General features: G+C 66.9%; 18 protein-coding genes. 7 read left to right on the top strand and 11 right to left on the bottom strand.

Annotated features, from left to right (window positions below; genetic code table 11):
• Positions 1-19: 19 nt before the first annotated feature.
• Both ASF06_RS07240 and ASF06_RS07235 read right to left on the bottom strand, forming a co-directional pair.
• A complete protein-coding gene (locus tag ASF06_RS07240) occupies positions 20-2,050 on the bottom strand; it encodes an APC family permease (protein ID WP_235500931.1) in 2,031 nt (676 codons plus the stop codon).
• A gap of 32 nt (positions 2,051-2,082) precedes the next feature.
• The gene (locus ASF06_RS07235) at positions 2,083-3,168 is read right to left on the bottom strand and encodes a hypothetical protein (protein ID WP_055945124.1); all 1,086 of its coding nucleotides are present in this window, start codon (positions 3,166-3,168) and stop codon (positions 2,083-2,085) included.
• 71 nt (positions 3,169-3,239) lie between these two features.
• Between ASF06_RS07235 and ASF06_RS07230 the strand changes: the two genes are divergently transcribed.
• Positions 3,240-4,622 (top strand): glycine--tRNA ligase, encoded by a 1,383-nt coding sequence (locus ASF06_RS07230; RefSeq protein ID WP_055945121.1) that lies wholly within the window; start codon positions 3,240-3,242, stop codon positions 4,620-4,622.
• On the opposite strand, the gene ASF06_RS07225 is transcribed toward ASF06_RS07230, so the two are convergent.
• The gene (locus tag ASF06_RS07225) at positions 4,619-6,403 is read right to left on the bottom strand and encodes an alkaline phosphatase family protein (protein ID WP_082500762.1); all 1,785 of its coding nucleotides are present in this window, start codon (positions 6,401-6,403) and stop codon (positions 4,619-4,621) included. The two genes, ASF06_RS07230 and ASF06_RS07225, sit on opposite strands and share 4 nt — an antisense overlap.
• Positions 6,404-6,539: 136 nt before the next feature.
• On the opposite strand from ASF06_RS07225, the gene ASF06_RS07220 reads away from it, so the two are divergent.
• A complete protein-coding gene (locus tag ASF06_RS07220; protein WP_326941509.1) occupies positions 6,540-7,385 on the top strand; it encodes a MerR family transcriptional regulator in 846 nt (281 codons plus the stop codon).
• Positions 7,386-7,428: 43 nt separating this feature from the next.
• Here the strand turns inward: ASF06_RS07220 and ASF06_RS07215 are convergent, their stop codons facing one another.
• Positions 7,429-7,902 carry a DUF805 domain-containing protein gene (locus ASF06_RS07215; protein WP_055946266.1) on the bottom strand — a complete coding sequence of 158 codons (474 nt, stop codon included), beginning with the start codon at positions 7,900-7,902 and terminating at the stop codon, positions 7,429-7,431.
• A gap of 220 nt (positions 7,903-8,122) precedes the next feature.
• On the opposite strand from ASF06_RS07215, the gene glgX reads away from it, so the two are divergent.
• Positions 8,123-10,195: a glycogen debranching protein GlgX gene (gene glgX / locus ASF06_RS07210; RefSeq protein WP_055945118.1), complete on the top strand. Its 2,073-nt coding sequence runs from the start codon at positions 8,123-8,125 to the stop codon at positions 10,193-10,195.
• A 6-nt stretch (positions 10,196-10,201) separates the two neighbouring features.
• Here glgX and ASF06_RS19150 read toward each other — a convergent pair whose 3' ends face one another.
• Together ASF06_RS19150 and yczE are read right to left on the bottom strand one after the other, a co-directional pair.
• Positions 10,202-10,981, bottom strand: a complete 780-nt coding sequence (locus tag ASF06_RS19150; protein ID WP_326941507.1) for a peptidylprolyl isomerase — start codon at positions 10,979-10,981, stop codon at positions 10,202-10,204.
• Positions 10,896-11,672, bottom strand: coding sequence for a membrane protein YczE (gene yczE, locus ASF06_RS07200; protein ID WP_326941216.1), 777 nt, complete (start codon positions 11,670-11,672; stop codon positions 10,896-10,898). Before yczE ends, ASF06_RS19150 begins: the two co-directional genes overlap by 86 nt.
• A gap of 61 nt (positions 11,673-11,733) precedes the next feature.
• Between yczE and yczR the strand changes: the two genes are divergently transcribed.
• Positions 11,734-13,170, top strand: coding sequence for a MocR-like transcription factor YczR (gene yczR / locus ASF06_RS07195; protein WP_055945115.1), 1,437 nt, complete (start codon positions 11,734-11,736; stop codon positions 13,168-13,170).
• An 18-nt stretch (positions 13,171-13,188) separates the two neighbouring features.
• Here the strand turns inward: yczR and ASF06_RS07190 are convergent, their stop codons facing one another.
• Positions 13,189-13,698, bottom strand: coding sequence for a hypothetical protein (locus ASF06_RS07190; protein WP_157439109.1), 510 nt, complete (start codon positions 13,696-13,698; stop codon positions 13,189-13,191).
• A 13-nt stretch (positions 13,699-13,711) separates the two neighbouring features.
• Here ASF06_RS07190 and ASF06_RS07185 point away from each other — a divergent pair, with 13 nt between their 5' ends.
• The 3 genes from ASF06_RS07185 to ASF06_RS07175 all read left to right on the top strand — a co-directional run bounded on the left by ASF06_RS07185 (position 13,712) and on the right by ASF06_RS07175 (position 19,985).
• Positions 13,712-16,906: an efflux RND transporter permease subunit gene (locus ASF06_RS07185; protein WP_157439108.1), complete on the top strand. Its 3,195-nt coding sequence runs from the start codon at positions 13,712-13,714 to the stop codon at positions 16,904-16,906.
• Between the two features lie 80 nt (positions 16,907-16,986).
• Positions 16,987-17,448 carry a DUF805 domain-containing protein gene (locus ASF06_RS07180; protein WP_055946263.1) on the top strand — a complete coding sequence of 154 codons (462 nt, stop codon included), beginning with the start codon at positions 16,987-16,989 and terminating at the stop codon, positions 17,446-17,448.
• Positions 17,449-17,810: 362 nt separating this feature from the next.
• Positions 17,811-19,985: a DEAD/DEAH box helicase gene (locus ASF06_RS07175; RefSeq protein ID WP_055945110.1), complete on the top strand. Its 2,175-nt coding sequence runs from the start codon at positions 17,811-17,813 to the stop codon at positions 19,983-19,985.
• 167 nt (positions 19,986-20,152) lie between these two features.
• Here the strand turns inward: ASF06_RS07175 and ASF06_RS07170 are convergent, their stop codons facing one another.
• From ASF06_RS07170 to ASF06_RS07155, 4 genes are all read right to left on the bottom strand, one after another.
• Entirely contained in the window at positions 20,153-20,557 is a 405-nt protein-coding gene (locus ASF06_RS07170) for a VOC family protein (RefSeq protein WP_055945107.1), read from the bottom strand.
• A gap of 4 nt (positions 20,558-20,561) precedes the next feature.
• Positions 20,562-22,586 carry an ABC transporter ATP-binding protein gene (locus ASF06_RS07165; protein ID WP_055945104.1) on the bottom strand — a complete coding sequence of 675 codons (2,025 nt, stop codon included), beginning with the start codon at positions 22,584-22,586 and terminating at the stop codon, positions 20,562-20,564.
• 2 nt (positions 22,587-22,588) lie between these two features.
• Positions 22,589-24,325 (bottom strand): ABC transporter ATP-binding protein, encoded by a 1,737-nt coding sequence (locus ASF06_RS07160; protein WP_055945100.1) that lies wholly within the window; start codon positions 24,323-24,325, stop codon positions 22,589-22,591.
• Positions 24,326-24,425: 100 nt separating this feature from the next.
• On the bottom strand, positions 24,426-24,704 hold the full coding sequence (locus ASF06_RS07155; protein ID WP_055945097.1) for a hypothetical protein: 279 nt from the start codon (positions 24,702-24,704) through the stop codon (positions 24,426-24,428).
• Between the last annotated feature and the right edge of the window lie 3 nt (positions 24,705-24,707).

Below are 24,707 nucleotides of genomic sequence, written 5' to 3'. Positions count from 1 at the left end.
ACTTGCGTCAGTTTAGCACCTACTGCTGCTGGGCCTTCGCGTGTCGCCGTTCCTGCCGCGGCGTGCGAGCGACCGGTCGCACCGGCTCGCCGCGACGTTCCGACCCGGGCAGCGGGCGCGACCTGCGCCCGTAGATGACCTCGGAGGAGTCGAGGAGCCACGGAACAAGGGCGATCGTGACGCCGTGCACCAGCATCAGGCGCTTGCGGATGCGACGCGCCTTGTGGTTGTGCAGGAGCGTCTCCCACCAGTGGCCGACGATGTAGATGGGCGTGTAGACGGTCACGACCTCGGAGCCGTGCAGGGCGCGTCGCTTCTCGATGTACTGGCAGAGCGGCTCGGCCACGTCTCTATAGGGCGAGACGATGATCTTGAGGGGAACGGAGATGTTCATCTCCCCCCAGGCCTTCTCGAGGGCATTGGTCGACTCGTCGTCGATCGACAGATGCACGGCCTCGATGCTGTCGTGCTGCGCCGCGATCGCGTAGTCGAGCGCCTTGAGCACGGGCTTCTGCATGCGGCCGACGAGCACGATGGCGTGGTCGCCCTCCGAGCCGAAGGTCGTGGTCGCGTCGACCTCGATCTCCTTGTTCACGTCGCGGTAGTAACGGTTGACGCCCAGCATCAGTATGTAGAGCACGGGCATGATCGCGAAGACGAGCCAGGCCCCGTGCGTGAACTTCGTGATGGTCACGACGATGAGCACGACGGCGGTGAGGAGTGCGCCGAACGCATTGATGGCCAGGCCGCGCCAGACGGCGCCGCGGTTCGAGCATCCGGCCTTGAGCATGCCCCACCAGTGCTTGACCATGCCCGTCTGCCCGAGAGTGAACGACACGAAGACGCCGATGATGTACAGCTGGATCAACTGGGTGAGGCTGGCCTGGTAGACCACGAGGATGAGCGTCGCGAACAGGCCCAGAATCAGCACGCCGTTCGAGAAGACGAGCCGGTCGCCGCGCGTCAGCAGGGCCTTCGGTGCGTAGGAGTCCCTGGCCAGCACCGAGCCGAGGAGGGGGAATCCGTTGAAGGCGGTGTTTGCCGCGAGCAGCAGCACCGCTGCGGTGGCGGCCTGGATCACGTAGAACAGCACGGAGTTGTTGCCGAAGACGGCCGAGGCGATCTGTGCGATCAGGCTGCGCTGCGGCTGCCCCTCGCAGTTCTCGAAGCCGATGAGATGGCACGCGTTCTCTGCGTAGTGCACTCGGGCGATCAGGGCGAGCGCGACCAGGCCGGCGAACAGCACGATGGCGATGCTGCCCATGAGCACGAGGGTGCGCTGGGCGTTCCTGACCTTGGGGGTGCGGAAGGCGGGCACGCCGTTCGAGATGGCCTCGACGCCGGTGAGGGCGCTGCAGCCGCTCGAGAAAGCGCGGAGGAGAAGAAGGATGACGGCGGCCTGAGTGAGCCCTTCGGCCCTGACTCCGTAGTCGGCCGATTCGGCGACGGGGGCATTGCCGAGGATGGCCTGACCGAGGCCCACGACGATCATCAGCGCGACGCTGCCGACGAACAGGTAGGTGGGGATGGCGAACGCCTTGCTCGACTCGGCGACGCCGCGCAGGTTGACGGCGGCCAGCACGATCACGAAGAAGACAGCGATCTCGACGCGGTAGGGATTGAGGAACGGCAGGGCCGAGATGATGTTGTCGACTCCCGAGGCCACCGACACGGCGACGGTCAGCACGTAGTCGACGAGCAGGGCCGATGCCACGACGAGCCCGGCCTTCTCCCCGAGGTTCTTGTGGGCGACCTCGTAGTCTCCGCCGCCCGAGGGGTAGGCCTTGACCAGCTGGCGGTAAGACGCCACGACCACCACGAGCAGCAGCACGACGGCGGCCGCGACCCAGGGCGCGAAGCTCAGGAACGCGAGACCGCCGATGAGCAGGATCATCAGAAGTTCCTGCGGCGCGTAGGCCACAGAGGAGAGCGGGTCGCTGGCGAAGATCGGCAGGGCGAGCCGCTTCGGGAGGAGCTGTCCTTCGAGTTTGTCGGTCGGGAGGGGTTCGCCGATAAACCAGCGTTTGGCCGACTTGACTTCGTTAGTCACGAGTGAGAACACTACTCCGCGCGATGATCATGTCAATGCGCTTGAGATTCGGCCCTGTAAGCGGCGCGTACCGCCAGTGCCGCGCGAGCCTGGTCGAGCAGCGGATCGTAGAAGGACGCCCGGTACGCCGCAGCCGTCGAGACCGAGACGAGGAAGTTGAGCGAGGAGACGCAACTCAGGAACACCGCAGTCTTGAGCATGCCGGTGCGCACGGGAAGCTCGATGCCGAGCACCTCCGCGTTGCCGGCGTTCGCACCGAGCCAGAGGTTCAGTACCTCGTCGCTGAAGGCGAGTCGGCCGAGAACGACCAGGAAGACGCAGACGAGTGCGGCGAAGATGGCGACCTGGAATGCCTGGGCCAGCACCATGACGACGGCGAGGTTGAACCGCTCGAGTCGACTCAGCGGCGGTCCCGTGGCCTCGACTCCGCCGTCGAGTGCCGACAGCTCCCGCCGCATGATCGGAACGGTGAAGAGGAGCCCGAGCACGAGGAAGAACACGGCGACGCCGAGCAGCCGCGATGCGCTCATGCTGCCGGTCACCTCCCAGAGTGCGCGGGCGAAGAAGGCGAACACCACGACGAGCATCAGGATGGGCAGGGCGCGTGTCGCGAGCTGCCCGAGGGCCTCGAACTGCCGTAGGGCGGCGCGCAGGGCCCACGAGAGGAGGGCGCCGACGCCCAGCCAGGTCGCCGCGAGGGCGGCGACCACGACGCCGGCGTTCTGCGCGACCGACGCGACGGGGTTCTCGTGTGCGACGAGACCGAAGTAGAGCGGATCGACCACGAGATAGAGGAACAGGGCGACCAGCGCCACGGGGGTCTTCGCGCGCGTTCGCGAGCGCAGGACTCGAGCTGTCACCACGGCGAGAACGGAAGGAACGACGGGAACCGCGACGACGAGCGCCAGCGCCACGAGGGCCCATCCCCAGTCGCCGACCGAGGCGGAATCCGGGTCGATGTCGACCTCGAGCACGAATGAGCTGAGCACGTCGATCGCCACGGCGAAGACGAGGAACGGAGCGGTGCGGGGCAGGAGATGCCGCGCCCGCGCATCCGGCCTCACGAAATACGGCAGACCGTTCAGCCGCAGCCAGCGCTCGGTGTCGCGGTCCCCCATGGCCCCTCCCATAAGATTGTGGCTTATCCACCCGCTGGCAGCCGGCCGGTGGGCGACTTACGGAAGCCGTTATGCCCACATCTCCTCTTGATTCTGTCATTGCCCTCGCCAAGCGCCGAGGATTCGTCTTTCCGACCGGAGAGATCTATGGCGGCACGCGCAGTGCCTGGGACTACGGGCCGCTGGGCGTCGAGCTCAAAGAGAACATCAAGCGCCAGTGGTGGAAGTTCATGGTGCAGAGCCGCGACAACGTCGTCGGCCTCGACTCTGCTGTGATCCTTCCGCGCCAGGTCTGGGAGGCCTCCGGCCACGTCGAGGTCTTCAACGACCCGATGGTCGAGTCGCTCGCGACTAATAAGCGCTACCGCGCCGACCACCTGCTCGAGGCCTACGAGGCCAAGCACGGGCATCCGCCGGTAAACGGCCTCGCCGACGTGCGCGATCCCGACACCGGAAACGTCGGCCAGTGGTCGGAGGTCAAGAAGTTCTCGGGAATGCTGAAAACCACCCTCGGCGTGCTCGAAGACGAGAGCGGCATGGCCTACCTGCGCCCCGAGACCGCCCAGGGCATCTTCGTCGACTTCGCCACCGTTCTGAACACCTCGAGGCAGAAGCCGCCGTTCGGCATCGCCCAGGTCGGCAAGGCCTTCCGCAACGAGATCACCCCCGGAAACTTCATCTTCCGCACCCGCGAGTTCGAGCAGATGGAGATGGAGTACTTCGTGCAGCCCGGCACCGACGAGGAGGCGCACCAGTACTGGATCGACCAGAGCTGGGAGTGGTTCATCGGCCTCGGTATCAACCCCGAGAACATCCGCCAGTTCGAGCACCCTCAAGAGAAACTGTCGCACTACTCGAAGCGCACCGTCGACATCGAGTACCGCTTCCAGTTCCCGGGCAGCCAGTGGGGCGAGCTCATGGGTGTCGCCAACCGCACCGACTTCGACCTCAAGACGCACTCCGAGGCATCCGGAACCGACCTCTCGTACTTCGACCAGACGTCGAACGAGCGGTGGATCCCCTACGTGATCGAGCCGTCGTTCGGTCTGACCCGGGCGCTCATGGCGTTCCTGGTCGACTCGTACCACGAAGACGAGGCTCCGAACTCGAAGGGCGGCGTCGACAAGCGCACGGTGCTCAAGCTCGATCCGCGCATCGCGCCCGTCAAGGCCGCCGTGCTGCCGCTGTCGCGCAACGAGGCCCTCTCGCCGCTCGCCCGCAAGGTGGCGCAGGACCTGCGCCAGAGCTGGAACGTCGACTTCGACGACGCCGGTGCAATCGGTCGTCGCTACCGCCGTCAAGACGAGATCGGCACGCCGTTCGCGATCACGGTCGACTTCGAGTCGCTCGAGGACAACGCCGTGACCGTGCGCGAGCGCGACTCCATGGCGCAGGAGCGCGTGTCGCTCGACCGCCTGCAGGCCTACCTGGCCGAGAGGCTCATCGGCGCCTAGCCGGCGTCGTCTTCGTCGCCCTCGTTCGCGTTGCCGTCGAGGGTGCCGAAGAGGCCTCGCCCGTGCAGCACGAGGGCGGCGAAGGCCTCTTGGTAGGTCTCGGGAGCCTGCTCGCCGTCGCCGGCGTACTTGGCCATAAGAAGTCCGAGCAGCCCTTTGGCAGGACTCGAGATCTTCTTCGCCCGGTGCTCCGGCGACTCGGGGTCGAGGTTCTCGTCGGGGTTCGGCGGAACATAGTGCGGCAGCGTCGTCGGCCAGTCCGACACCGGCCGCGGCGTCGTGCGGTTGATGGCGTTGAACATGTCCATCGACTTCGCGTCGCGTTCGGTGAGCGGCTCGAGGCCGTGCTGGCGCGACAGGGTGGCGATCAGCGCGCTGTGCTGCATCGGGTCGTTGATGATCGTGTTCTTCGCCGTGTACGCCGAGATCGCGATCGCGGGTACGCGACCGCCGAGCCGGTCGAATCCGAAGTCCATCTCGCCGGGCCGTCCGTCTCCCGGGGGAACCGCGGACGGGGGCGTGGCATGGTCGAACGTCCCCCCGTGTTCGTCGAACGTGACGAACAACATGGTGTTCATGGCGTTCGACCCCGTCGGGCTCTTCGACTCCTTGATGGCGGTGTACAGGTAATGCAGCAGCGCATCGCCCGCCCGCACGTCGCTGACCGCACCATCCTCGACCATGCCGCCGAAGCCGTCGGGCCCCTCGCGCAGTTCGCCGTAGGGCGGGTGCATGTCGTTGTGGTTGAAGACCATGCGCGGCTCGATGAAGGAGTACGCGGGCAGGTTGCCGCTCTCGACGTCGAGGTAGAACTGGTCGAGGGTGCGGAAGTTGGTCTTCCAGTACTTCTCGGTGGCCGGGGCATGCAGCACGCCGGTCATCGACACGAGCTGGGCGGCGTCGTAGTAGACCCGCCAGGGGATTCCGGCGTCTTCTAGCCGGTTGAAGATCGTGGGGGAGCCGGCCCGGTCGTCGTCGAGCCATTTGTCGTAGCCCCCGTCGCCTTGATTGGTGACATAGCCGTGCGAGGTGCCGGCGTGAAAGAACGAGCGGTTGCAGAACGTCTGCGATGGCACGGCGCAATGCCAGTGGTCGTAGACGGCGAAGCTCTTGGCGAGGGTCGAGAACACGGGCAGCATCGCGGGCGAGAAGCCGCCCATCGCCGCGGAGTACTCGGCCCGGCTCGGACTCTTCTTGCCGCCGGACAGCCGTTCGTAGTTGGCGATGTAGTCGGTGACGAACCCCTTCATCGTGGGCTTCGCTCCGAGGGGCGGGGTGTTGTGCAGCTCGGGGTCGACGGTGCCGAAGAACTGCGTGTTGACGTGGGGGTACGCCTCGCCGGGGTCGGGCTGGGGGCTCGACATGATGACGTCGGTCGACCCCGTGTAGACGTGGGCCTTCACCTCCGGATGCCCGTGGGGCGCCGGATTCGAATAGTCGCCCTGGTGCAGGCCGTCGAACGACGAGCCGGCCGGAATCTCGTCGTCGCGATAGAGCCAGCCGAGCAGGTTGTCGAACGACCTGTTCTCGAACATCACCACGACGACGTGCTCGAACGCCTTCTTCGGCGTGGCCTTGTCGGCCACGAAGTCGAGCTCCGGACGGCCGGCGCCGACCGCCGTGCCGATCGCGGCTCCGCCCGCTCCTCCGGCGACGGCGCCGGCGGCGAGAATGCCGGCGCTCTGCAGGAAGGCCCGCCTCGACGGTGAGTTCGGCCCGGCGAAGGTGCCGGATGCCGCAGGCTGCGACGAGCGGGAACGCTTGCCCGGGAAGGGTGGCATCTCACGGGTCGATTCTCACGAGGCGGACGGTGTGCTGTCATCGTACCCAGTGCGCACATTCGGGGAAATGGTGCCTCGTGCGAGATTCGCCCTTGACGTTGCCGCAGCGTCAACCTCTAGCCTCGGTCGTGTGCCGATGATCTCGGCGCACGAGACACGGCACACCGAGAGCAGGAGAGAGCGAGAGGGCGACGAGATGTCGAGGGCACCCCGCACGGATTGGTCGATCCAGGAGATCGCACGGCTGACCGGAACGACGAGCAGGACGCTGCGCCACTACGGCGACATCGGGCTGCTCCCACCGACCCGCATCGCGTCGAACGGCTATCGCCGCTACGACCAACCGGCCCTCGTGCGGTTGCAGCGCATCCTGCTGCTGCGCAATCTCGGGCTCGGCCTGACGGCGATCGCCCGGGTGCTCGACGAGGAGCCCGACGCAGTCGGAGCCCTCACCCGGCACCGCGACGATCTGGTGCACGAGAAGAACAGGATCGACCGGCAGATCGCCTCGATCGACACGACCATCCGAAAGATGAGACGAGGAGAAGGACTGATGGCGGAGGAGATGCTCGACGGGTTCGCGCCCGAGCAGCACGAGACGGAGGTCTCGGAGCGCTGGGGAGCGGCGGCGTACGCGTCGGGTGCGGACTGGTGGAATGCCAAGTCGGCCGACGAGAAGCGTGAATTCCAGGCGGCGCAGGCCGGGATCGCTGCCGACTTCGCGTCGGCTGCGGCGGCCGGGCGCCCGGTGGAGAGCGCAGAGGTGCAGGCGATCGTCGAACGCCACGTGGCGTGGCTGAGCCAGGTGCCCGGCACGCCGGGCTATCCGAACGGCCCGGAGACCGACTACCTCGTCGGACTCGGAGAGCTCTACGTCGTGGACCCGCGCTTCGCGACGGCCTACCAGGCCGGCGGGCATGATGCGGCGAGGTTCGTTCGCGACGCACTCGCGTTCTACGCCGAGAACGCGGCAAGGCGTTGACGAGAGATCCCGGCGCCGCAGGGGCGCCGGGATCTCTTGAGCGTCAGCGGTCGAAGCGCTGGCCCTCGGGCTTCGCCGGGCTCGCGAACCAGACGATGAGGATGATCGCTCCGATGAGCGGGATGAGGATCAGCAGGTACCAGGCGCCGCTGCGGTTGGTGTCGTGCAGTCGGCGCCAGGCCAGCGCGAGGCTCGGGATGATCGTGGCCAGTGCCCACAGGCCAGCGATGATGTTGATGACCGAGGCGCCGGCCGACATCGTCATGGCACCGTTCTGGTCGACGCCGTTGCCGCCGAGGGCGAGGGACAGCATGTTCAGAACGAAGCTGATGATGATCACGATGAGGGTCCACCACCAGTACTCGCTGCGGCTGGCCCGGCCGGAGAAGGTGGCGTACTTCTTGAAGAAGCGCTTGGCGGCGGCTCCGATGGGGGCGCCGTAGTACGGCTGGTCGAGGGGCGGCTCTCCGCCCTGGGAGTAGGGCTGGGCGGCGGCGGGCTGCGACGAGTTAGACATGAATTCTCCTGAACGAGGATGAGCGTGATCGTCGCCGAGCATAGGGCACAGCGTGAGTCGCTCGAAAGGGGGCTTGCACGAGGCCCTCATGGGCCGGTTCAGGAATCCCCACCACAAAGAGTCAGCGAGCGCTAGCCCCCTGGGGCGATCCGGCGCCGCGGGCTGCGCGCTTCTATCCTGCGAAGGCGATAGTTTCGCCCCTTTCCAGACAGGATCACCGATGGCTTCCGCCCGCTCCCTTCCCTACCCGCTCGGCTTCTCGCTCATCGGCGGCCGCCGCAACTTCGCGCTCTACTCCGAGACGGCCGATGCCGTGTTCGTGTGCGTCTTCGACGACAACGGCGACGAGACCCGCGTCGAACTGCCCGAGCGCACCGGCCACGTCTTCCACGGCTTCGTCGACGGCGTCGACGTCGGCACCCGCTACGGAATCCGAGTCGACGGTGCATGGAACCCCGAGGCCGGGCTTCGCCACAACGTGAACAAGCTGCTGCTCGACCCGCACGCCACGGCGATCGAGGGAGGCTACGACTGGGCGGCCGACAACCAGTCGTTCTTCGGCCACGACATGAACGAGCCGCAGACGCGGAACGACACCGACTCGGCGCCGCACAGTCCGCGCTGCGTCATCACCGATCCATCGTTCGACTGGGAGGACGACCGGGCCCCGCTCACGCCGCTCGCGGAGTCCGTCATCTACGAAACCCACGTGAAGGGCTTCACCAAGCTGCACCCCGACGTGCCCGAGGAGATCCGGGGCACCTACGCGGGCCTGGCGCATCCGGCTGCCCTGAAGCACCTCACCGACCTCGGGGTCACCGCCGTCGAGCTGATGCCCGTGCACCAGTTCGTGCAGGACAGCCACCTCTCGGAGAAGGGCCTGCGCAACTACTGGGGCTACAACTCGATCGGGTTCTTCGCGCCGCACAACGAGTACGTGTCGGATGCCGCGGGCCAGGCGGGCGGTCAGGTCACGGAGTTCAAGCAGATGGTCAAGGCGATCCACGCCGCCGGCCTCGAGGTGATCCTCGACGTGGTCTACAACCACACCGCCGAGGGCAACGACCTCGGGCCGACGCTGGGCTTCAAGGGCATCGACAACGCGTCGTACTACCGCCTGGTCGAGGGCGACGAGGCGCACTACTTCGACACCACGGGCACCGGCAACAGCCTGAACGTCTCGCATCCGGCCGCGCTGGGTCTGATCATGGACAGCCTGCGCTACTGGGTCACCGAGATGCACGTCGACGGGTTCCGCTTCGACCTCGCCACGACGCTCACCCGACAGGGCGGCGACGCCGAGATCCACAGCGCCTTCCTCACCCTGATCGCGCAGGACCCGGTGCTGGCCCCCGTGAAGATGATCGCCGAGCCGTGGGACACGGCCGGCTACCAGGTCGGCGGCTTCCCGGCCGACTGGTCGGAGTGGAACGGCAAGTTCCGCGACGACGTGCGCGACTTCTGGAACGGCACCGACTCTGTGCTCGGCACGGTCTCGCAGCGCATCCTCGGGTCTCCCGACGTCTATGAGGCGTCGCGACGCTCGCCCCTGTCGAGCGTCAACTTCGTGACCGCCCACGACGGCTTCACCCTGCACGACCTCACCTCGTACAACGACAAGCACAACGCGGCGAACGGCGAGGACAACAACGACGGCGAGAGCGACAACAAGTCGTCGAACGGGGGAGCCGAGGGGCCGACCGACGACGAGTCGGTGAACGCCCGCCGCGACCGCAAGAGGCGCAATCTGCTCGCGACGCTGCTGCTCTCTGCCGGCGTGCCGATGCTGCTGGGCGGCGACGAGATGGGTCGCACCCAGGGAGGCAACAACAACGCCTACTGTCAGGACGACGAGATCTCGTGGTTCGACTGGGCCAACGCAGACGCCGAGCTGCTCTCGTTCACACGGGAGCTCGTCGCGCTGCGCCGCGAGAACCCGGCGCTTCGGCCGGTCTGGTTCCGACAGGCCCCCGAGGTGCAGTCGGAGGTGCCGGATGCGATCGCCGCCGACGCCGTGGAGATCGTGCGAAGCGACGGCGAGAACTTCGACGACCACGACTGGGACAACCCGAACGCGCGCACCGAGACGCTCGTGTTCACCCACGACGGCGCTGACTCGTTCGCGCTGCTGCTCAACGCCGCCGAGAACGGCGTCGAGTTCCAGGTGCCGCCGGCACCGGGGGCCGAGTGGGAACTGGCGGCGTCGAGCGACCCCGGTCAGCTCGTCGAGGGGCCGGTCACGACGCTGATCGCCTCGGCGGGGTCGTTCACTCTGCTGCGCTCGCGGGCCTGAGCGGGGCTATTCGAAGCTGACCCCGTCGATCACGGCGGGGTCGGCCGGCTCCCCATCGCTGGAGCCGTTCGTGGTGCCGGCATCGGCAATGCCGGTGATCACGTCGAGCCCGCTCGTGACGGTGCCGAGCACGGTGTAGCCGCCCGCGGCATCCGAGGGGATCATCGACTCGTCGTAGACGATGAAGAACTGGCTGCCCATGCTCTCGCCGTCTCCGCCGATGCGGGCCATCGCGAGGGTGCCCGCGGGGTAGACGTCGTCGGCGGGCGCGTTCTCGATCGGCCCGTAGGAGTAGCCGGGGCCGCCGGAACCGGTGCCCGTCGGGTCTCCGCACTGCAGCACGTAGATGCCCTCGGTGACGAGTCGATGGCACGACGTTCCGTCGAAGAAGCCCGCCTCGCCCAGCGCGAGGAACGAGGCGACGGCCTGGGGAGCCGCAGCTCCGTCGAGCGTCACGCCGACATCCTGGCCGTTGATCTCGATCGTGCCGGTCCAGTCTCGCCCCTGCGCAAGAGAGGGTGACGGCACCCCGCCGGCCTCGCCAGACGACGACGGCGCCTGCGTGGAACCGAGCTCGGGGGTCTGGAGCTGGTCGCGAAGCCCGGCGAGGTTCGTGACCAGCAGAATGAGGGTCAGCGTTCCGGCGACGAGGCCCGCGTAACCGATGACCACACCGGCGATCGCGAGTCCGCGCCCCTTCTCACCGGTGCGTGCGATCTGGTGCAGCGCGATGTGGCCGGTGATGACGGCCGCCAGCGAGACGACGAACGCCGAGACGAGCGACACGATCGCGAGGGGGTTCGTTCTCCTGCTGGTCGGAGAGTACGGTACGGTCATCGGGGCTCCTCGGCGACGGGGCGGATTCCAAATCGACCGGCGCGGCCATTCTGGCAGAGTGCACGCCCATCAACGGGAGCGTGATGTTGCAGAGCGGCCCGATCAGTAGGGCGAAGGCGAGCGTTCCCACCCCCACGTTGCCGCCGAGAACCCAGCCGACGAGCAGCACGGTGGCCTCGACCCCGAAGCGGCCCACCCAGATCGGCCATCCGAGACGATTGTGGATGCCCGTCATCAGTCCGTCGCGCGGGCCCGGACCCAGCCGGGCACCGATGTAGATGCCGCTGGCGACCGCCAGCAGAACGAGCCCGGCAGAGAACATGCCGGCCTGTGCCCAGATGTTCGGCATCGCGGGAACCACCCACAGGCTCAGCTCGATCATGGGGCCGAGCAGCAGTACGTTCAGTACCGTTCCGAGCCCGGGCCTCTGGCGGAGGGGAATCCAGAGCAGCAGCACGAGCACGCCGATGATGTTGGTCAGCACGCCGATGCCGAGGCCCGTCTGGGCCATCAGCCCCTGGGCGAAGACCGTCCACGGATCGACGCCGAGCGCAGCCCGGATCATGAGGGCGTCGGCGAACGCGTACAGGGCCAGGCCGGAGATGAGGCGGGCGATGCGTCGGGCCAGCAAAAACGTCATGTCTGCATCCAATTGCAGAATTGGCTTTAGAACAAGAAGCCAATCTGGCTAAAGTGGTTGCATGACTGATGCGCTCCTCGGTACCCGCGCCCTGCGTTCGCTGCTCGGCGAGTGGAAAGACGGCGGCGGGCCCCTCTATCAGGCGCTGTACGACCGCATCCGCCTTCTCGTTCTCGACGGCCGCATCCCGGCGGGCACGCGGCTGCCGGCCGAACGCGAGCTCGCGCAGGCCCTCGAGGTGAGCCGCACCCTCGTGACCAGCGCGTACCGCGAGCTGCGCGAGGGCGGCTACACCACGAGCATCCGCGGCTCGGGCAGCGTGACCCGGGTGCCGGGGCGGGCGAATCTGGCGGTCGACGCCGTCGGCGGTTTCCTCGACTTCACGAAGGCGATCATGCCGGCGAGCCCGGGCATAGCGCTGGCCACCCAGCGGTCGATGGACGACTTCGGACGCTACCTGCAAGGGCCGGGGTACAACTTCGAGGGAATCCCGGAGCTTCGCGAGGCCGTCGCCGCACGCTACACGGTCCGCGGCCTCCCCACGACCCCCGATCAGATCCTGGTGACGACGGGCGCCCAGAGCGCCATCGCCCTCCTGTCGCGCGTGCTCCTCGCGCGCGGCGACCGCGCGCTCGTCGAGCTGCCCAGCTATCCGCACGCATATGAGGCCCTCGCCCAGGCAGGCGCACGACTCGTGCCTGTGAGCGTCACCCCGGGTGAGGGCTGGGACGAGTCGGCGTTGGAGCAGCTCATGCGTCGCACGAACCCCGCGGTCGGCTACCTGATGCCCGATTTCCACAACCCCACGGGCGAATCCATGTCGGCCGAGCTGCGCGAGCGCACCATCGATCAGGCGACGCGGGCGGGCACGACGCTGCTCGTCGACGAGACGTCGGGCGAACTCGACATCGACCGGGTCGGCAGCCTCCTGCCGTTCGCGGCCTACGCGACGCCGGGAGACGAGCGCAGCGTGGTGACCATCGGCTCGGTCGGGAAGACCATCTGGGACGGCCTCCGTGTGGGCTGGATCCGCGCCGAGCCCGGGCTCATCCGCACGCTCGCCGCCGCCCGCCCGTCGAGCGACCTCGGAACCCCCGTGCTCGAGCAGCTCATCGTCACGCGCATGCTCCCCGACATGCCCTCGATCCTCGACGGGCGCCGCGAGCAGTTGCGGGAGGGACGAGACCGTCTCGAGCAGCTCGTCGACGAGCGCTTCCCGTCGTGGAGTGCGCCCCGGGTCGCCGGCGGCATCGCGAGCTGGGTGGGGCTGGGTTCCGCGGTGTCGTCGCAGCTCGCCCTCGCCGCCCGTGCCGAAGGGCTGCTCATCACGGCCGGGCCGCGCTTCGGGCTCGACGGCGCACTTGAACGGTTTCTTCGCATCCCGCTCGGCTACCCCACGGCGCAGCTCGAACAGGGCATGGATGCGCTGGTCCGGGCCTGGCAGACGATCATGCGCAACCCGATGCCCGGCGCACAGGCGTTCGGCGACGTCGCCTAGCTGATCTCGCTCGACGGGTCAGGCGTCGGCGAGGGGCGGATCGGGGACTTCGGTCGGTTCGTCGAGGTCGGGATAGTCGGCGGTGTTGTTCGACGCCACAGGCCTCGGTGCTTGAAGGTGGCTGGTCCTCTCGCGGATCTTCTCCACGAGTTCGGGATCTACCGGATCTTCGGCAGACGTCTCGACCTCTTCGACGATGAACTGGCTGGCAGGGCCGAGCAGAAGCTGCGTGTGAACGAGGGTGCCGGCATCGTTGATGCTGGGCACCTGCAACGTGTCACTGGATTCCTGCCGAGCGAGTTCGCTTGCGTACTCGAGGATGGCATCCGCCACTTGGTCGCCAGTCGTGACGCCGCCGCCGCTGTAGAGGATACGTTTCATCCTCTGATCTTCGCCGGGATCGCCCCGACCCACAACGCCTTGCGCTGGTGCGCTGTTCGCCGTAAGCATTGCCTCGCGGGTGCGGTCGGAGCGAGGCCGGATGTCATAGTTGACACAGTTCGCGAAACGGTCGCCGCGCCGCTCCACAGAAGGTACCCCTGTGCATTTTCTCGCCATCCTCAGCATGAAGAACCGCGCGCTCATCGCGCTCGTCACGATCGTGGCGGCGGTGTTCGGCGGCCTCGCGCTGACGAGCCTGAAGCAGGAGCTCATCCCCTCGATCGAGTTCCCTCAGCTCGCGGTGCTGACGAACTACCCCGGCGCATCTCCCGAGGTGGTCAACGACGACGTCTCCGTGCCCATCGAGACGGCCATCCAGGGCGTCGCCGGCATCGAGACCACGACGGCGACGTCGAGCACCAACCTCTCGATCATCAGCGCCACCTTCACCTACGGCACCAATCTCGCCACCGCCGAGCAGAAGATCAACCAGGCGATCAACCGCATCAAGTCGACTCTGCCGGCAGACCTCGACCCCCAGGTGCTCTCGGGCGGCATCGACGACTTCCCTGTCGTGCAGATCGCGGTAACGCCCGCCGACGGAGTCACCGACACCAAGGCGCTCGCGGGTCTCCTGCGCGCCAACACCCTCCCCGACATCACCGATGTGGCCGGGGTGCGCGACGCGCAGCTCGTGGGCGACATCGGCCAGAGGGTCACCATCACGCCCGACACGGCGGCGCTCGCGCTCGCGGGCCTGTCGTCGCAGGCGATCCGGAATGCCGTCAGCGACAACGGCCTGCTGATCCCGGCGGGGTCGCTCACCGAAGACGACAAGACGCTCTCCGTGCAGGCCGGCACGAAACTCACGAGCGTCGCAGACATCCAGGGCCTGCCGCTCGGGGGAGCCGTCAAGCCCGGCGGCGGTGTCTACACGATCGCCGACGTGGCCACCGTCGCGCTGACCGACAACCCGGTCACGTCGATCTCGCGGGTCGACGGCAAGCCGGCGCTCACCATCGCCATCACCAAGCTGCCCGCGGCCAACACGGTCGAGGTGTCGAACGCGGTTCAAGACCTGCTGCCGAAGCTCGAGTCGGCGCTCGACGGCGCCACCTTCACGGTGGTGTTCGACCAGGCCCCCTACATCCAGCAGTCGATCCAGTCGCTCACCGAGGAGGGCCTGCTCGGGCTCTTCTTCGCCGTCGTCGTGATCCTGGTGTTCCTGCTGTCGATCCGGTCGACGCTCGTGACCGCGATCTCGATTCCCACCTCGCTGCTCATCACCTTCATCGGCCTGCAGACGGCCGGATACTCGCTGAACATCCTCACCCTCGGCGCGCTCACGATCGCGATCGGCCGGGTGGTCGACGACTCGATCGTGGTGATCGAGAACATCCGGCGCCATCTCGCCTCGCCCGACGGTGTGGCGCGTATGCAGGGCGGCACCGATCGCGCGGCCACCGCACGCGCCGCCATCATCGTCGAGGCCGTGCGCGAGGTGGCCGGTGCCATCACCGCATCGACCATCACCACCGTGGCGGTCTTCCTGCCGATCTCGTTCGTCGAGGGCACCACGGGAGAACTCTTCAGACCCTTCGCTTTGACGGTCACCATCGCGCTCCTCGCCTCGCTCGTGGTGGCGCTCACGATCGTGCCCGTGCTGGCCTACTGGTTCCTGCGCTCGCGTGCGCCGAAGAGTCATGCGCACGACATCGCATCCGCCCCTGTCGTGCCGGCCGACCCGGCCACCGGGCTGGAGTCGCGGCGTGCCCGTCGGCAGGAGCAGCAGATCGCCGAGGAGGAGAAGCCCACCGCGCTGCAGAGGCGCTACCTGCCGATTCTCGAGGGCACGCTGAAGCGGCCCGTGATCACGCTCGTGTCAGCCGGGTTGCTCCTCATCCTCACCCTCGGGCTCACGCCGTTCATGAAGACCAACTTCCTGGGCTCGTCGGGCCAGAACACCTTGACCGTCACGCAGACGGTTCCGGTGGGCACGAGCCTGGATGCGCAGAACACGGCCGCGGAGTCGGTCGAGAAGGCGCTGCTCGGTATCACAGGCATCACGACCGTGCAGCTCAGCATCGGATCGAGCGGCTCGGCCCTGCGGGATGCGTTCGTGGGCGGCGGTGCGGGCGCGATCACCTACTCGATCACCACCGACGAGAGCGCGGATCAGGACGCCCTCGCCGAGACGGTTCGAAAGACGCTCGAGAAGACGAGCGACGCCGGCGACATTCAGGTTGCGGCTTCCGCCGGATTCGGAACCTCGAGCGACATCGCCATCGACGTGACCGCGACCAGCGCGGCCGACCTGCAGACGGCATCCGATGCCGTTCTCGCGAAGGTCTCGAAGCTCGACGCGATCACGCAGAGCGAGAGCAACCTCAGCAACTCGAGGCCCTACATCGCCGTGACGGTCGACAGGGTCAAGGCCGCGGAGGCCGGGCTCAGCGAGACCATCGTTGGCGGCATCGTGTCGCAGGCCATGCAGCCGCAGACCATCGGCACGATCTTCATCGACGACGCGAGCTACTCGATCTACATCCAGTCGCAGACGTCGCCCGCCACGGTCGACGAACTCGCCGCGCTGCAGGTGCCGACCGCGGCAGGACCCGCCCGACTCGACTCGCTCGCGACCGTCGCGACCGTCGACGGACCGGCATCCATCACCACCGTCAAGGGCGTGCGCACGGCGACGATCACCGCGACCCCGGCCAGCGACAACCTCGGCACGGCCAGCGCCGAGGTGCAGGCCGCCGTCGACGACACGAAACTGCCGGCCGGCGCCACGGCCACGCTCGGAGGCGTGACGAGTGACCAGGGAGACGCGTTCAGCCAGCTGGGAATCGCCCTGCTCGTCGCCATCCTGATCGTCTACGTCGTGATGGTCGCCACGTTCCGCAGCCTCCTGCAGCCGCTGCTGCTGCTAGTCTCCGTGCCGTTCGCGGCGACCGGCGCGATCATTCTGCAGCTCATCTCGGGCATCCCGCTCGGCGTGCCCTCGATCATCGGTGTGCTGATGCTCATCGGCATCGTCGTGACCAACGCGATCGTGCTCATCGACCTGGTGAACCAGTACCGCGTGAAGGGGCGGTCGGTGCGAGAGGCGCTGGTCGAGGGAGCGAGCCGCAGGCTGCGCCCGATCCTCATGACGGCGCTGGCCACGATCTTCGCGCTGCTTCCCATGGCCGTGGGGCTCACGGGGCATGGCGGGTTCATCTCGCAGCCGCTCGCGCTCGTGGTCATCGGGGGACTCGTCTCATCGACCGTTCTGACGCTCGTCGTGCTGCCGGTTCTGTACTCGGTCGTCTACGGAGGGTTCGAGAGGCGCAAGGCGCGCCGCATGGCGTAATACCTGAAAATGTGCTGGGGAAGTTGTATCAGTTCTCCTATGATCGTGATGAATTCTCGTCAGAACCAAAGGAGCACATGATGACAACGCCCCAGCCCGGATACTCCAACGCAGTTCCTCTCTCGCAGCCGCTGTACGGAGCCTCGCTCGGCGATGCCGTGCGTCGCTTCTTCAAGAAGTACGCCACGTTCACCGGTCGCGCCAGCCGCAGCGAGTACTGGTGGTGGGCGTTGGTGTCGTTCGTCGTCATCACTGTGCTGCAGTCTCTCGCCTTCATCACCGGCGGCCCGGGCGGGGTCTCGGCCGACGGCACCACCTATGAGGGCCCAGGTGCGGGCTACCTGATCTTCAACATCATTCTCTTCATCTACTCGCTGGCCGTGCTTGTTCCCACGCTCGCACTGCTCGTACGGCGTCTGCACGACGGCAACTTCTCGGGCTTCTTCGCCTTCCTGCTGCTGATACCGTTCCTCGGACCGATCATCATCTTCGTTCTCGCTCTGCTTCCCTCGAAGCCCGAGGGTGCGCGCTTCGACGCGTAGCGACACGTTCTCACCGCGACATGCGAGGCCCGGACGGGCCTCGCATGTCGTCGTTAACGGCCGGATCGCTCGATGCGAGTGACAAAGCGACGCGCGACGTGTAACGTTGACAGGTCGGCTCTAGACACCGCGATTTCGTCGCGGAAGGGTTTGTAAGTCTGGTGGGCCGGTTTTTCTTTGTCAGTGTATGGACGCACTGGCCAGCGGTCATTCGTGACGTATGCGAATATCCCCGCTGCTCATAAAGAAATTGTCAACGTATGACACGGCCCCGGATTGCAGAAAATTCCGGGTTCTAGCGAGATAACAGCCAATTCGGGTTGTTCTTTCGCCATGCAATCTAATAAAACCCGGAAAGTACCATGCCTAAATCCAACAAATCCGGCGGCTTCAAGCCTGCCAAGAACTACGTGCCGAACGGCTCCAAGTCGGGCAGCAAGTCGCCCGGCCACCGCGGCTACCAGGCTGCCCCCGCATCGGGTGCGCCCAAGAAGGCCCGCTGGAACGCCGACGAGCGCGCAGCCCGCGCATCCGAGCGTCCCTCCTACAGCAACGAGCGCCCGTCGTACGGTGACCGCCCGCAGCGTACGGAGCGTCCCGCGTACGGAGACCGCCCGCAGCGCTCCGAGCGTCCGTCGTATGGCGACCGTCCGCAGCGCAGCAACGACCGCCCTTCTTACGGTGACCGTCCGCAGCGCTCCAACGACCGTCCCTCCTATGGTGACCGTCCGCAGCGCTCCAATGACCGTCCTTCTTACGGCGACCGTCCGCAGCGCAGCAACGACCGTCCGTCCTACGGTGACCGTCCGCAGCGTTCCGAGCGTCCCTCCTATGGTGACCGTCCGCAGCGCAGCAACGACCGGCCCTCGTACGGTGACCGTCCGCAGCGCAGCGAGCGTCCCTCCTACGGCGACCGCCCGCAGCGCTCCAACGACCGCCCGTCCTACGGCGACCGGCCGGCACGCACCGAACGTCCCTCGTACGGCGACCGCCCTCAGCGCAGCAACGATCGCCCCTCGTACGGCGACCGCCCCGCTCGCACGGAGCGTCCGTCCTACGGCGACCGCACCGAGCGTCCGTCGTACGGTGACCGCCCGGCTCGCACGGAGCGTCCGTCCTACGGTGACCGCCCGGCTCGCACCGAGCGTCCGTCTTATGGTGACCGCCCGGCTCGCACCGAGCGCCCCTCGTACGGTGACCGCCCGGCTCGCACCGAGCGTCCCTCCTACGGTGACCGCCCGCAGCGCAGCAACGACCGCGGCTCGGACTTCTACCCGAAGCGCGACGACCGCCCCACGGTCGGACACGCTCCTGTAGACGACGTCGTGCTCGAGCGCCTCGAGGCCCAGGCCACGACCGCTGTCGAGGTCGAGGGTGTGTCGTTCAAGGACCTCGGTCTGGGCGACAACATCGAGCGCCAGCTGCAGTCGATGGGAGCGCTCAGCCCGTTCCCGATCCAGGCTGCGACCATCCCCGACGTTCTCGCCGGAAGAGACGTGCTCGGCCGCGGCAAGACCGGCTCCGGCAAGACCATCGCCTTCGGAGCACCCGTCGTCGAGCGACTGATGGAGAACGGTGGAGCGAAGGGCCGCAAGCCCGGTCGCCTGCCCCGCGCCCTGATCCTCGCCCCGACGCGTGAGCTCGCCATGCAGATCGACCGCACGGTGCAGCCCATCGCCCGCGCCGTCGGCCTCAACACGACCACCGTGTTCGGCGGAGTTCCGCAGTTCAAGCAGGTCTCCGCTCTGCAGCGCGGCACCGACATCGTGATCGCGACCCCCGGTCGCCTCGAAGACCTCGTGGAGCAGGGTCGCCTCGACCTCTCCAAGGTCACCATCACGGTTCTCGACGAGGCCGACCACATGTGCGACCTCGGATTCCTCGAGCCTGTGCAGCGCATCCTGCGTCTCGTCGCAGACGGCGGACAGCGCCTGCTGTTCTCGGCGACCCTCGACAAGGGCGTGGCCCAGCTGGTCAACGAGTTCCTCGTGAACCCGTCGGTGCACGAGGTCGCCGGTGAAGACCAGGCCTCCTCCACGATCGACCACCGCGTGCTGCTCATCGAGCAGCGCGACAAGCGCGAGATCATCCAGCAGCTCGCCTCGGGCCCCGGCAAGACTCTCGTCTTCGCCCGCACCCGTGCCTTCGCCGAAGAGCTGGCCGACCAGCTCGACGACGCCGGCATCCCGGCCACCAGCCTGCACGGAGACCTCAACCAGTCGCGTCGTACCCGCAATCTGCAGCTGCTCACGAGCGGCCGCGTCAACGTGCTGGTCGCGACCGACGTCGCTGCTCGCGGTATCCACGTCGACGACATCAACCTGGTCATCCAGGCCGATGCCCCCGACGAGTACAAGACCTACCTGCACCGCTCCGGCCGCACCGGCCGCGCGGGCAAGAAGGGCACGGTCGTGACGCTGATCAACCGTTCGCGCCAGCGTCGCATGGACGAGCTTCTCGGCCGCGCGGAGATCACGGCCGACACGGAGCACGCCCGCCCGGGCGACCGTCTGATCGACGACCTGCGCAGCGTGTAGTCACACCCCGCACCATCTGCCACAGCGGCAATGCGAAGCGCCCCCTCCCTTCCGGGATGGGGGCGCTTCTGCGTTGCCGGAGAATCCGCTCCTTTCCGGCGTATCGGCTGCCGGTCGTGCGGCCGCGGATGCGCCGAAGGGGCGCGGATGCGCCGCCGCGCAGGCCGTCAGCGGGCGTCGAGGGGGATGAGCGGCTTCTCTGCCCGAATCTTCATCTGCTGCACCGACCAGCTGTTGCCGTCGGGATCGTCGAAGAAGAAGAGCGTGCCTCCGTCGCGCTCGGCATCGATGATGGAGAGATCGCTGACCTCGACGCCGCGTTCGAGAAGCTCGGAGCGAGCGGCGGCTGCGTCGGAGACGACCAGCTGCAGACCCTTCATCGACCCGGGCTCCATCTGCGACATGCCGAACACGATCGAGCAGCCCGAGCCGCGAGGCGTGAGCTGCACGACCCGCATCTGCGGCGTTATCGTGTCGTGGTCGAGTGCGAAGCCGAGCTGGTCGCGGTAGAAGCCGATCGATCGCTCGACGTCTGCAACCGGAAGCACAATGACCTCGAGTGTCCAGTCCATGGGGTTACCCCTTCTCTTCGATGGCGGCCTCGTCGGTATCGACCTGCTCGCCGCGGAACTGCGTCATGTAGAGCGAGTAGTACGCGCCCCGGGCTTCGAGAAGCTCGTCGTGGCTTCCCTGTTCGACGATGCGGCCGTTCTCCATCACCAGGATGGTGTCGGCGTCGCGGATCGTGGAGAGGCGGTGCGCGATGACGAAGGAGGTGCGGTCTGTGCGGAGGGCGGCCATGGCGTGCTGCACCAGGAGTTCGGTGCGGGTGTCGACCGACGACGTCGCCTCGTCGAGGATGAGCAGGGAGGGGTTCGCGATGAACGCGCGCGCGATGGTGATGAGCTGGCGCTCACCGGCAGAGACGCTGCCTCCGTCGGCGTCGAGCACGGTGTCGTAGCCCAGGGGCAGCTGGCGCACGAAGCGATCGACCATGGTGGCCTGTGCCGCCTCGACCACCTCCTCGTCTGTGGCGTCGAGCCGTCCGTATCGGATGTTCTCCCGGATGGTGCCTTCGAAGAGCCAGGCGTCTTGAAGCACCATGCCCACGCGCGAGCGCAGGGTGCCTCGCGAGAGCTGCGTGATATCGACGCCATCGAGCAGGATACGCCCGCCGGTGAGTTCGTAGAAGCGCATGACCAGGTTCACGAGCGTCGTCTTGCCCGCGCCGGTGGGGCCGACGATGGCCACGGTGTTGCCGGGCTTGGCCTCGAGGGAGAGCGACTCGATGAGCGGCTTCTCGGGGTCGTAGCTGAACGACACATCGTCGAAGCGAACGTGTCCGTCGGTGCGTGCCGGCAGCTCGGCCGTGACCTCGTCGGGGCTCTGCTCGTCGGCGTCGAGAAGCTCGAACGTGCGCTCGGCCGATGCGACGCCGGACTGCAGCATGTTCGCCATGCCCGCGATCTGGCCGAGGGGCTGCGAGAATTCGCGCGAGTACTGGATGAACGCGGTCGCGTCGCCGAGGGTCATCTGCCCGGATGCGACGCGCAGGCCGCCGACGACGGCGATGAGAACATACGACAGGTACGACACGAACGTCATGGCGGGCATGATCATGCCCGACACGAACTGCGCGCCGAAGGATGCGGAGTAGAGCTTCTCGTTGCGTTCGTCGAACTCGGCGACCATTTCTTTGTCGCGACCGAACACCCGCACGAGCTCGAGCCCCGAGAAGGACTCCTCGATGTGCCCGTTCAACGAGCCCGTGTTCTTCCACTGGGCCGCGAAGAGCTTCTGCGACCGGGAGCCGATGACGCCCGCGATGACCGCGGACAGGGGAAGCGCGATCAGTGCGATGAGGGCCAACTGCCACGACACGACGAACATGACGATGACGATGCCGATCACCGTGAGGGCGGATTGGACCAGTTGCGAGAAGGCCTGCTGCAACGCGGCCTGGATGTTGTCGACGTCATTCGTGACGCGCGACATCGTGTCGCCGCGCTGGCGCGAGTCGAAGTAGCTGAGCGGCAGCTTGTTGAGCTTGACCTCGATGTCTTGACGAAGGCGGAATACCACGCGCATGACGAGGCCGTTCAAGATGTACCCCTGTGCCCAGTTGAGCACCGAGGCGACGATGTACATGAGCAGAACGATGATGATGAGACGGCCCAGCACCATGAAGTCGATGCCCTGGCCGGGAACGATGTTGGATTTCTCGAGGAGATCGGCGAAGTCGTTGTTGCCCGAGGCTCGGGTCTCGGCGACGATCTGCGCGAGCGGAACGCCGGCAGGCAGCTGGGAGCCGATCACCCCATTGAAGATGGTGTCGACGGCCTGCCCGAGGATCTTGGGCGCGATGACCGTGAGCACGACGGAGATGACGACCAGACCGACGACGATGCTCATCTTGGCCCGTTCGGGGCCGAGCAGCCCGACCAGCCGTTTGGCCGAGGGCCAGAACTGCTGCGCCTTCTTGGCCGGCGCGCCCCCGAACATGTCGCCGTCGGCTTCAGTGGGAAGGTACTCGACCTCGAGCTCGTCGATGACCGTGGGCGTCTCGTCGGTCGACGAGCTCTTCTTCGTGTTGCGCGCCATGATCAGGCCACCCCTTCGATGCTCATCTGGGATCCGACGATCTCGCGGTACGTCTCGCTTTCGTCGAGCAGTTCGTCGTGGGTGCCGCGCGCCACGATGACCCCGTCGTTGACGACGAGAATCTGGTCGGCGGCCCGGATCGTGGAGATGCGCTGGGCGACGATGATGACGGTCGCGCCCCGGGTGGCCGCGAACAGGGCCTCGCGCAGACGGGCGTCTGTGGCGACGTCGAGTGCGGAGAAGGAGTCGTCGAACAGGTAGACCTGCGGGTCTGCCACCAGCGCCCGGGCGATGCAGAGCCGTTGCCGTTGCCCACCCGACACGTTGGTGCCGCCCTGCGAGATGCGCTCGTCGAGACCCTTCTCCTTCGCCCGCACGAAGTCGTCTCCCTGTGCGACCTCGAGGGCCTGCCACAGCTGCTCGTCGCTCGCGTCGGGACGGCCGAACCGCAGATTGGATGCGATGGTTCCCGAGAACAGATAGGGCTTCTGCGGCACGAGACCGACGAGGTGGGCTATCTGGCGTCGGTCGAGGTCGGAGACGGGAACCCCGTCGATCGTAACGCTGCCGCCCTGCGGGTCGTAGAGCCGGGGGATGAGATTGAGCAGCGTGGTCTTGCCCGCCCCGGTCGATCCGACGATCGCCGTGGTCTTGCCCGGTTCGGCGACGAAGGAGACGTGATCGAGAACCGGGCGCTCTGCTCCCGGATAGCCGAACGTGACGTCGGTGAACTCGACACGGCCGGCGGTCGGGATGCGCGGCGCCGGCTGCACGGGCGCGGCCATGCTCGGCTGCGTGGAGAGCACCTGGCTGATGCGCTCGGCGCAGACCACGGCACGGGGGATCATCATGACCATGAAGACGCCCATCATGACAGCGGTGAGGATCTGCAGCAGATACTGCAGGAACGCCGTGAGGGAGCCCACCTGGATGTCGCCGGCGTCGACTCTCTGGCCGCCGAACCACAGCACGGCGGCTGTGGCCAGGTGCAGGATCATCATGATGGCGGGGAACATGAGCACGAAGAGGTTGCCGACCTTGACCGACACGACCGTGATGGCCTCGTTGGCGCGCTGGTAGCGCTCGGACTCGAACGGCTCGCGCACGAAGGCCCGCACGACCCGGATGCCCATGATCTGCTCGCGCAGAACACTGTTGATTCCGTCGATGCGGTCTTGCATCAGACGGAACAGAGGCAGCAGCAGGAAGACGAGGAAGCCGACGATCACGAAGAGCAGCGGCACCGAGACCCACACCAGCCAGGACAGCCCCGCGTCTTCACGGAGGGCGAAGATGATTCCGCCGATGCACATGATCGGCGTCGAGACCATGAAGTTGAGCAACATCAGAACGAGCATCTGCACTTGCTGCACGTCGTTCGTGCCGCGGGTGATCAGGGTGGCCGTTCCGAACTTGGCGACGTCGATGGCGCCCAGGGTGTCGACCTTGCGATAGATCTCGCGCCGCAGGTCGCGACCGACGGCCATGGCCGTGCGGGCGCCGAAGTAGATGCCCGCGATCGCGGTGGCCACCTGCACGATACAGGCGAGCAGCATGGTCATGCCGGTCGACCAGATGAAGTCGGTGTCGCCTGTCGACACGCCCTTGTCGATGATCTGCGCGTTGAGGCTCGGAAGGTAGAGGGCCGCGAGCGTCGAGACGAACTGGAAGACGACGACGGCGATCACCCAGCCCGTGTAGGGCTTCAGGTGATGGATGATGAGGCGGATGAGTTCCACGGTGGTTCCTCACGAGGGCGACAGGAGTGAACGTGCTGTGCGCCCATCGTAGGAGGCACCGATGACACTCGTGTAGAACGGTATTCCTAGTTGGAATGATTTACAAATGCGCGCCGAACCGACGAGGCATGGTCACGGGTGTCGACGCGCTCGCCGATTGCATCCAGAGGGCGAGTCGGCGCTCGCTCGGAAACCGCGAATCGATCCTCGGGGACCTGCCGTGGGCCGAATGGAAGGCTGCGACCGCATGGCGGTACGCGTCGTCGTCGGTCCAGGTGCTGCGGTGCACGATCGGTGCCCGCGATCGTCGGGCGAAAAGCCCCAGGATGCGGCCGGTCGCGGCTGGATGGTTGCTGCGGGTGAAGACGGATGGCATCATCGC

The organism is Agreia sp. Leaf244, from assembly GCF_001422695.1.
Taxonomy (GTDB): Bacteria; Actinomycetota; Actinomycetes; order Actinomycetales; family Microbacteriaceae; genus Agreia.
Note: the sequence above shows the minus strand (reverse complement) of the source record. Positions and strands in the feature narration are given on the sequence as shown.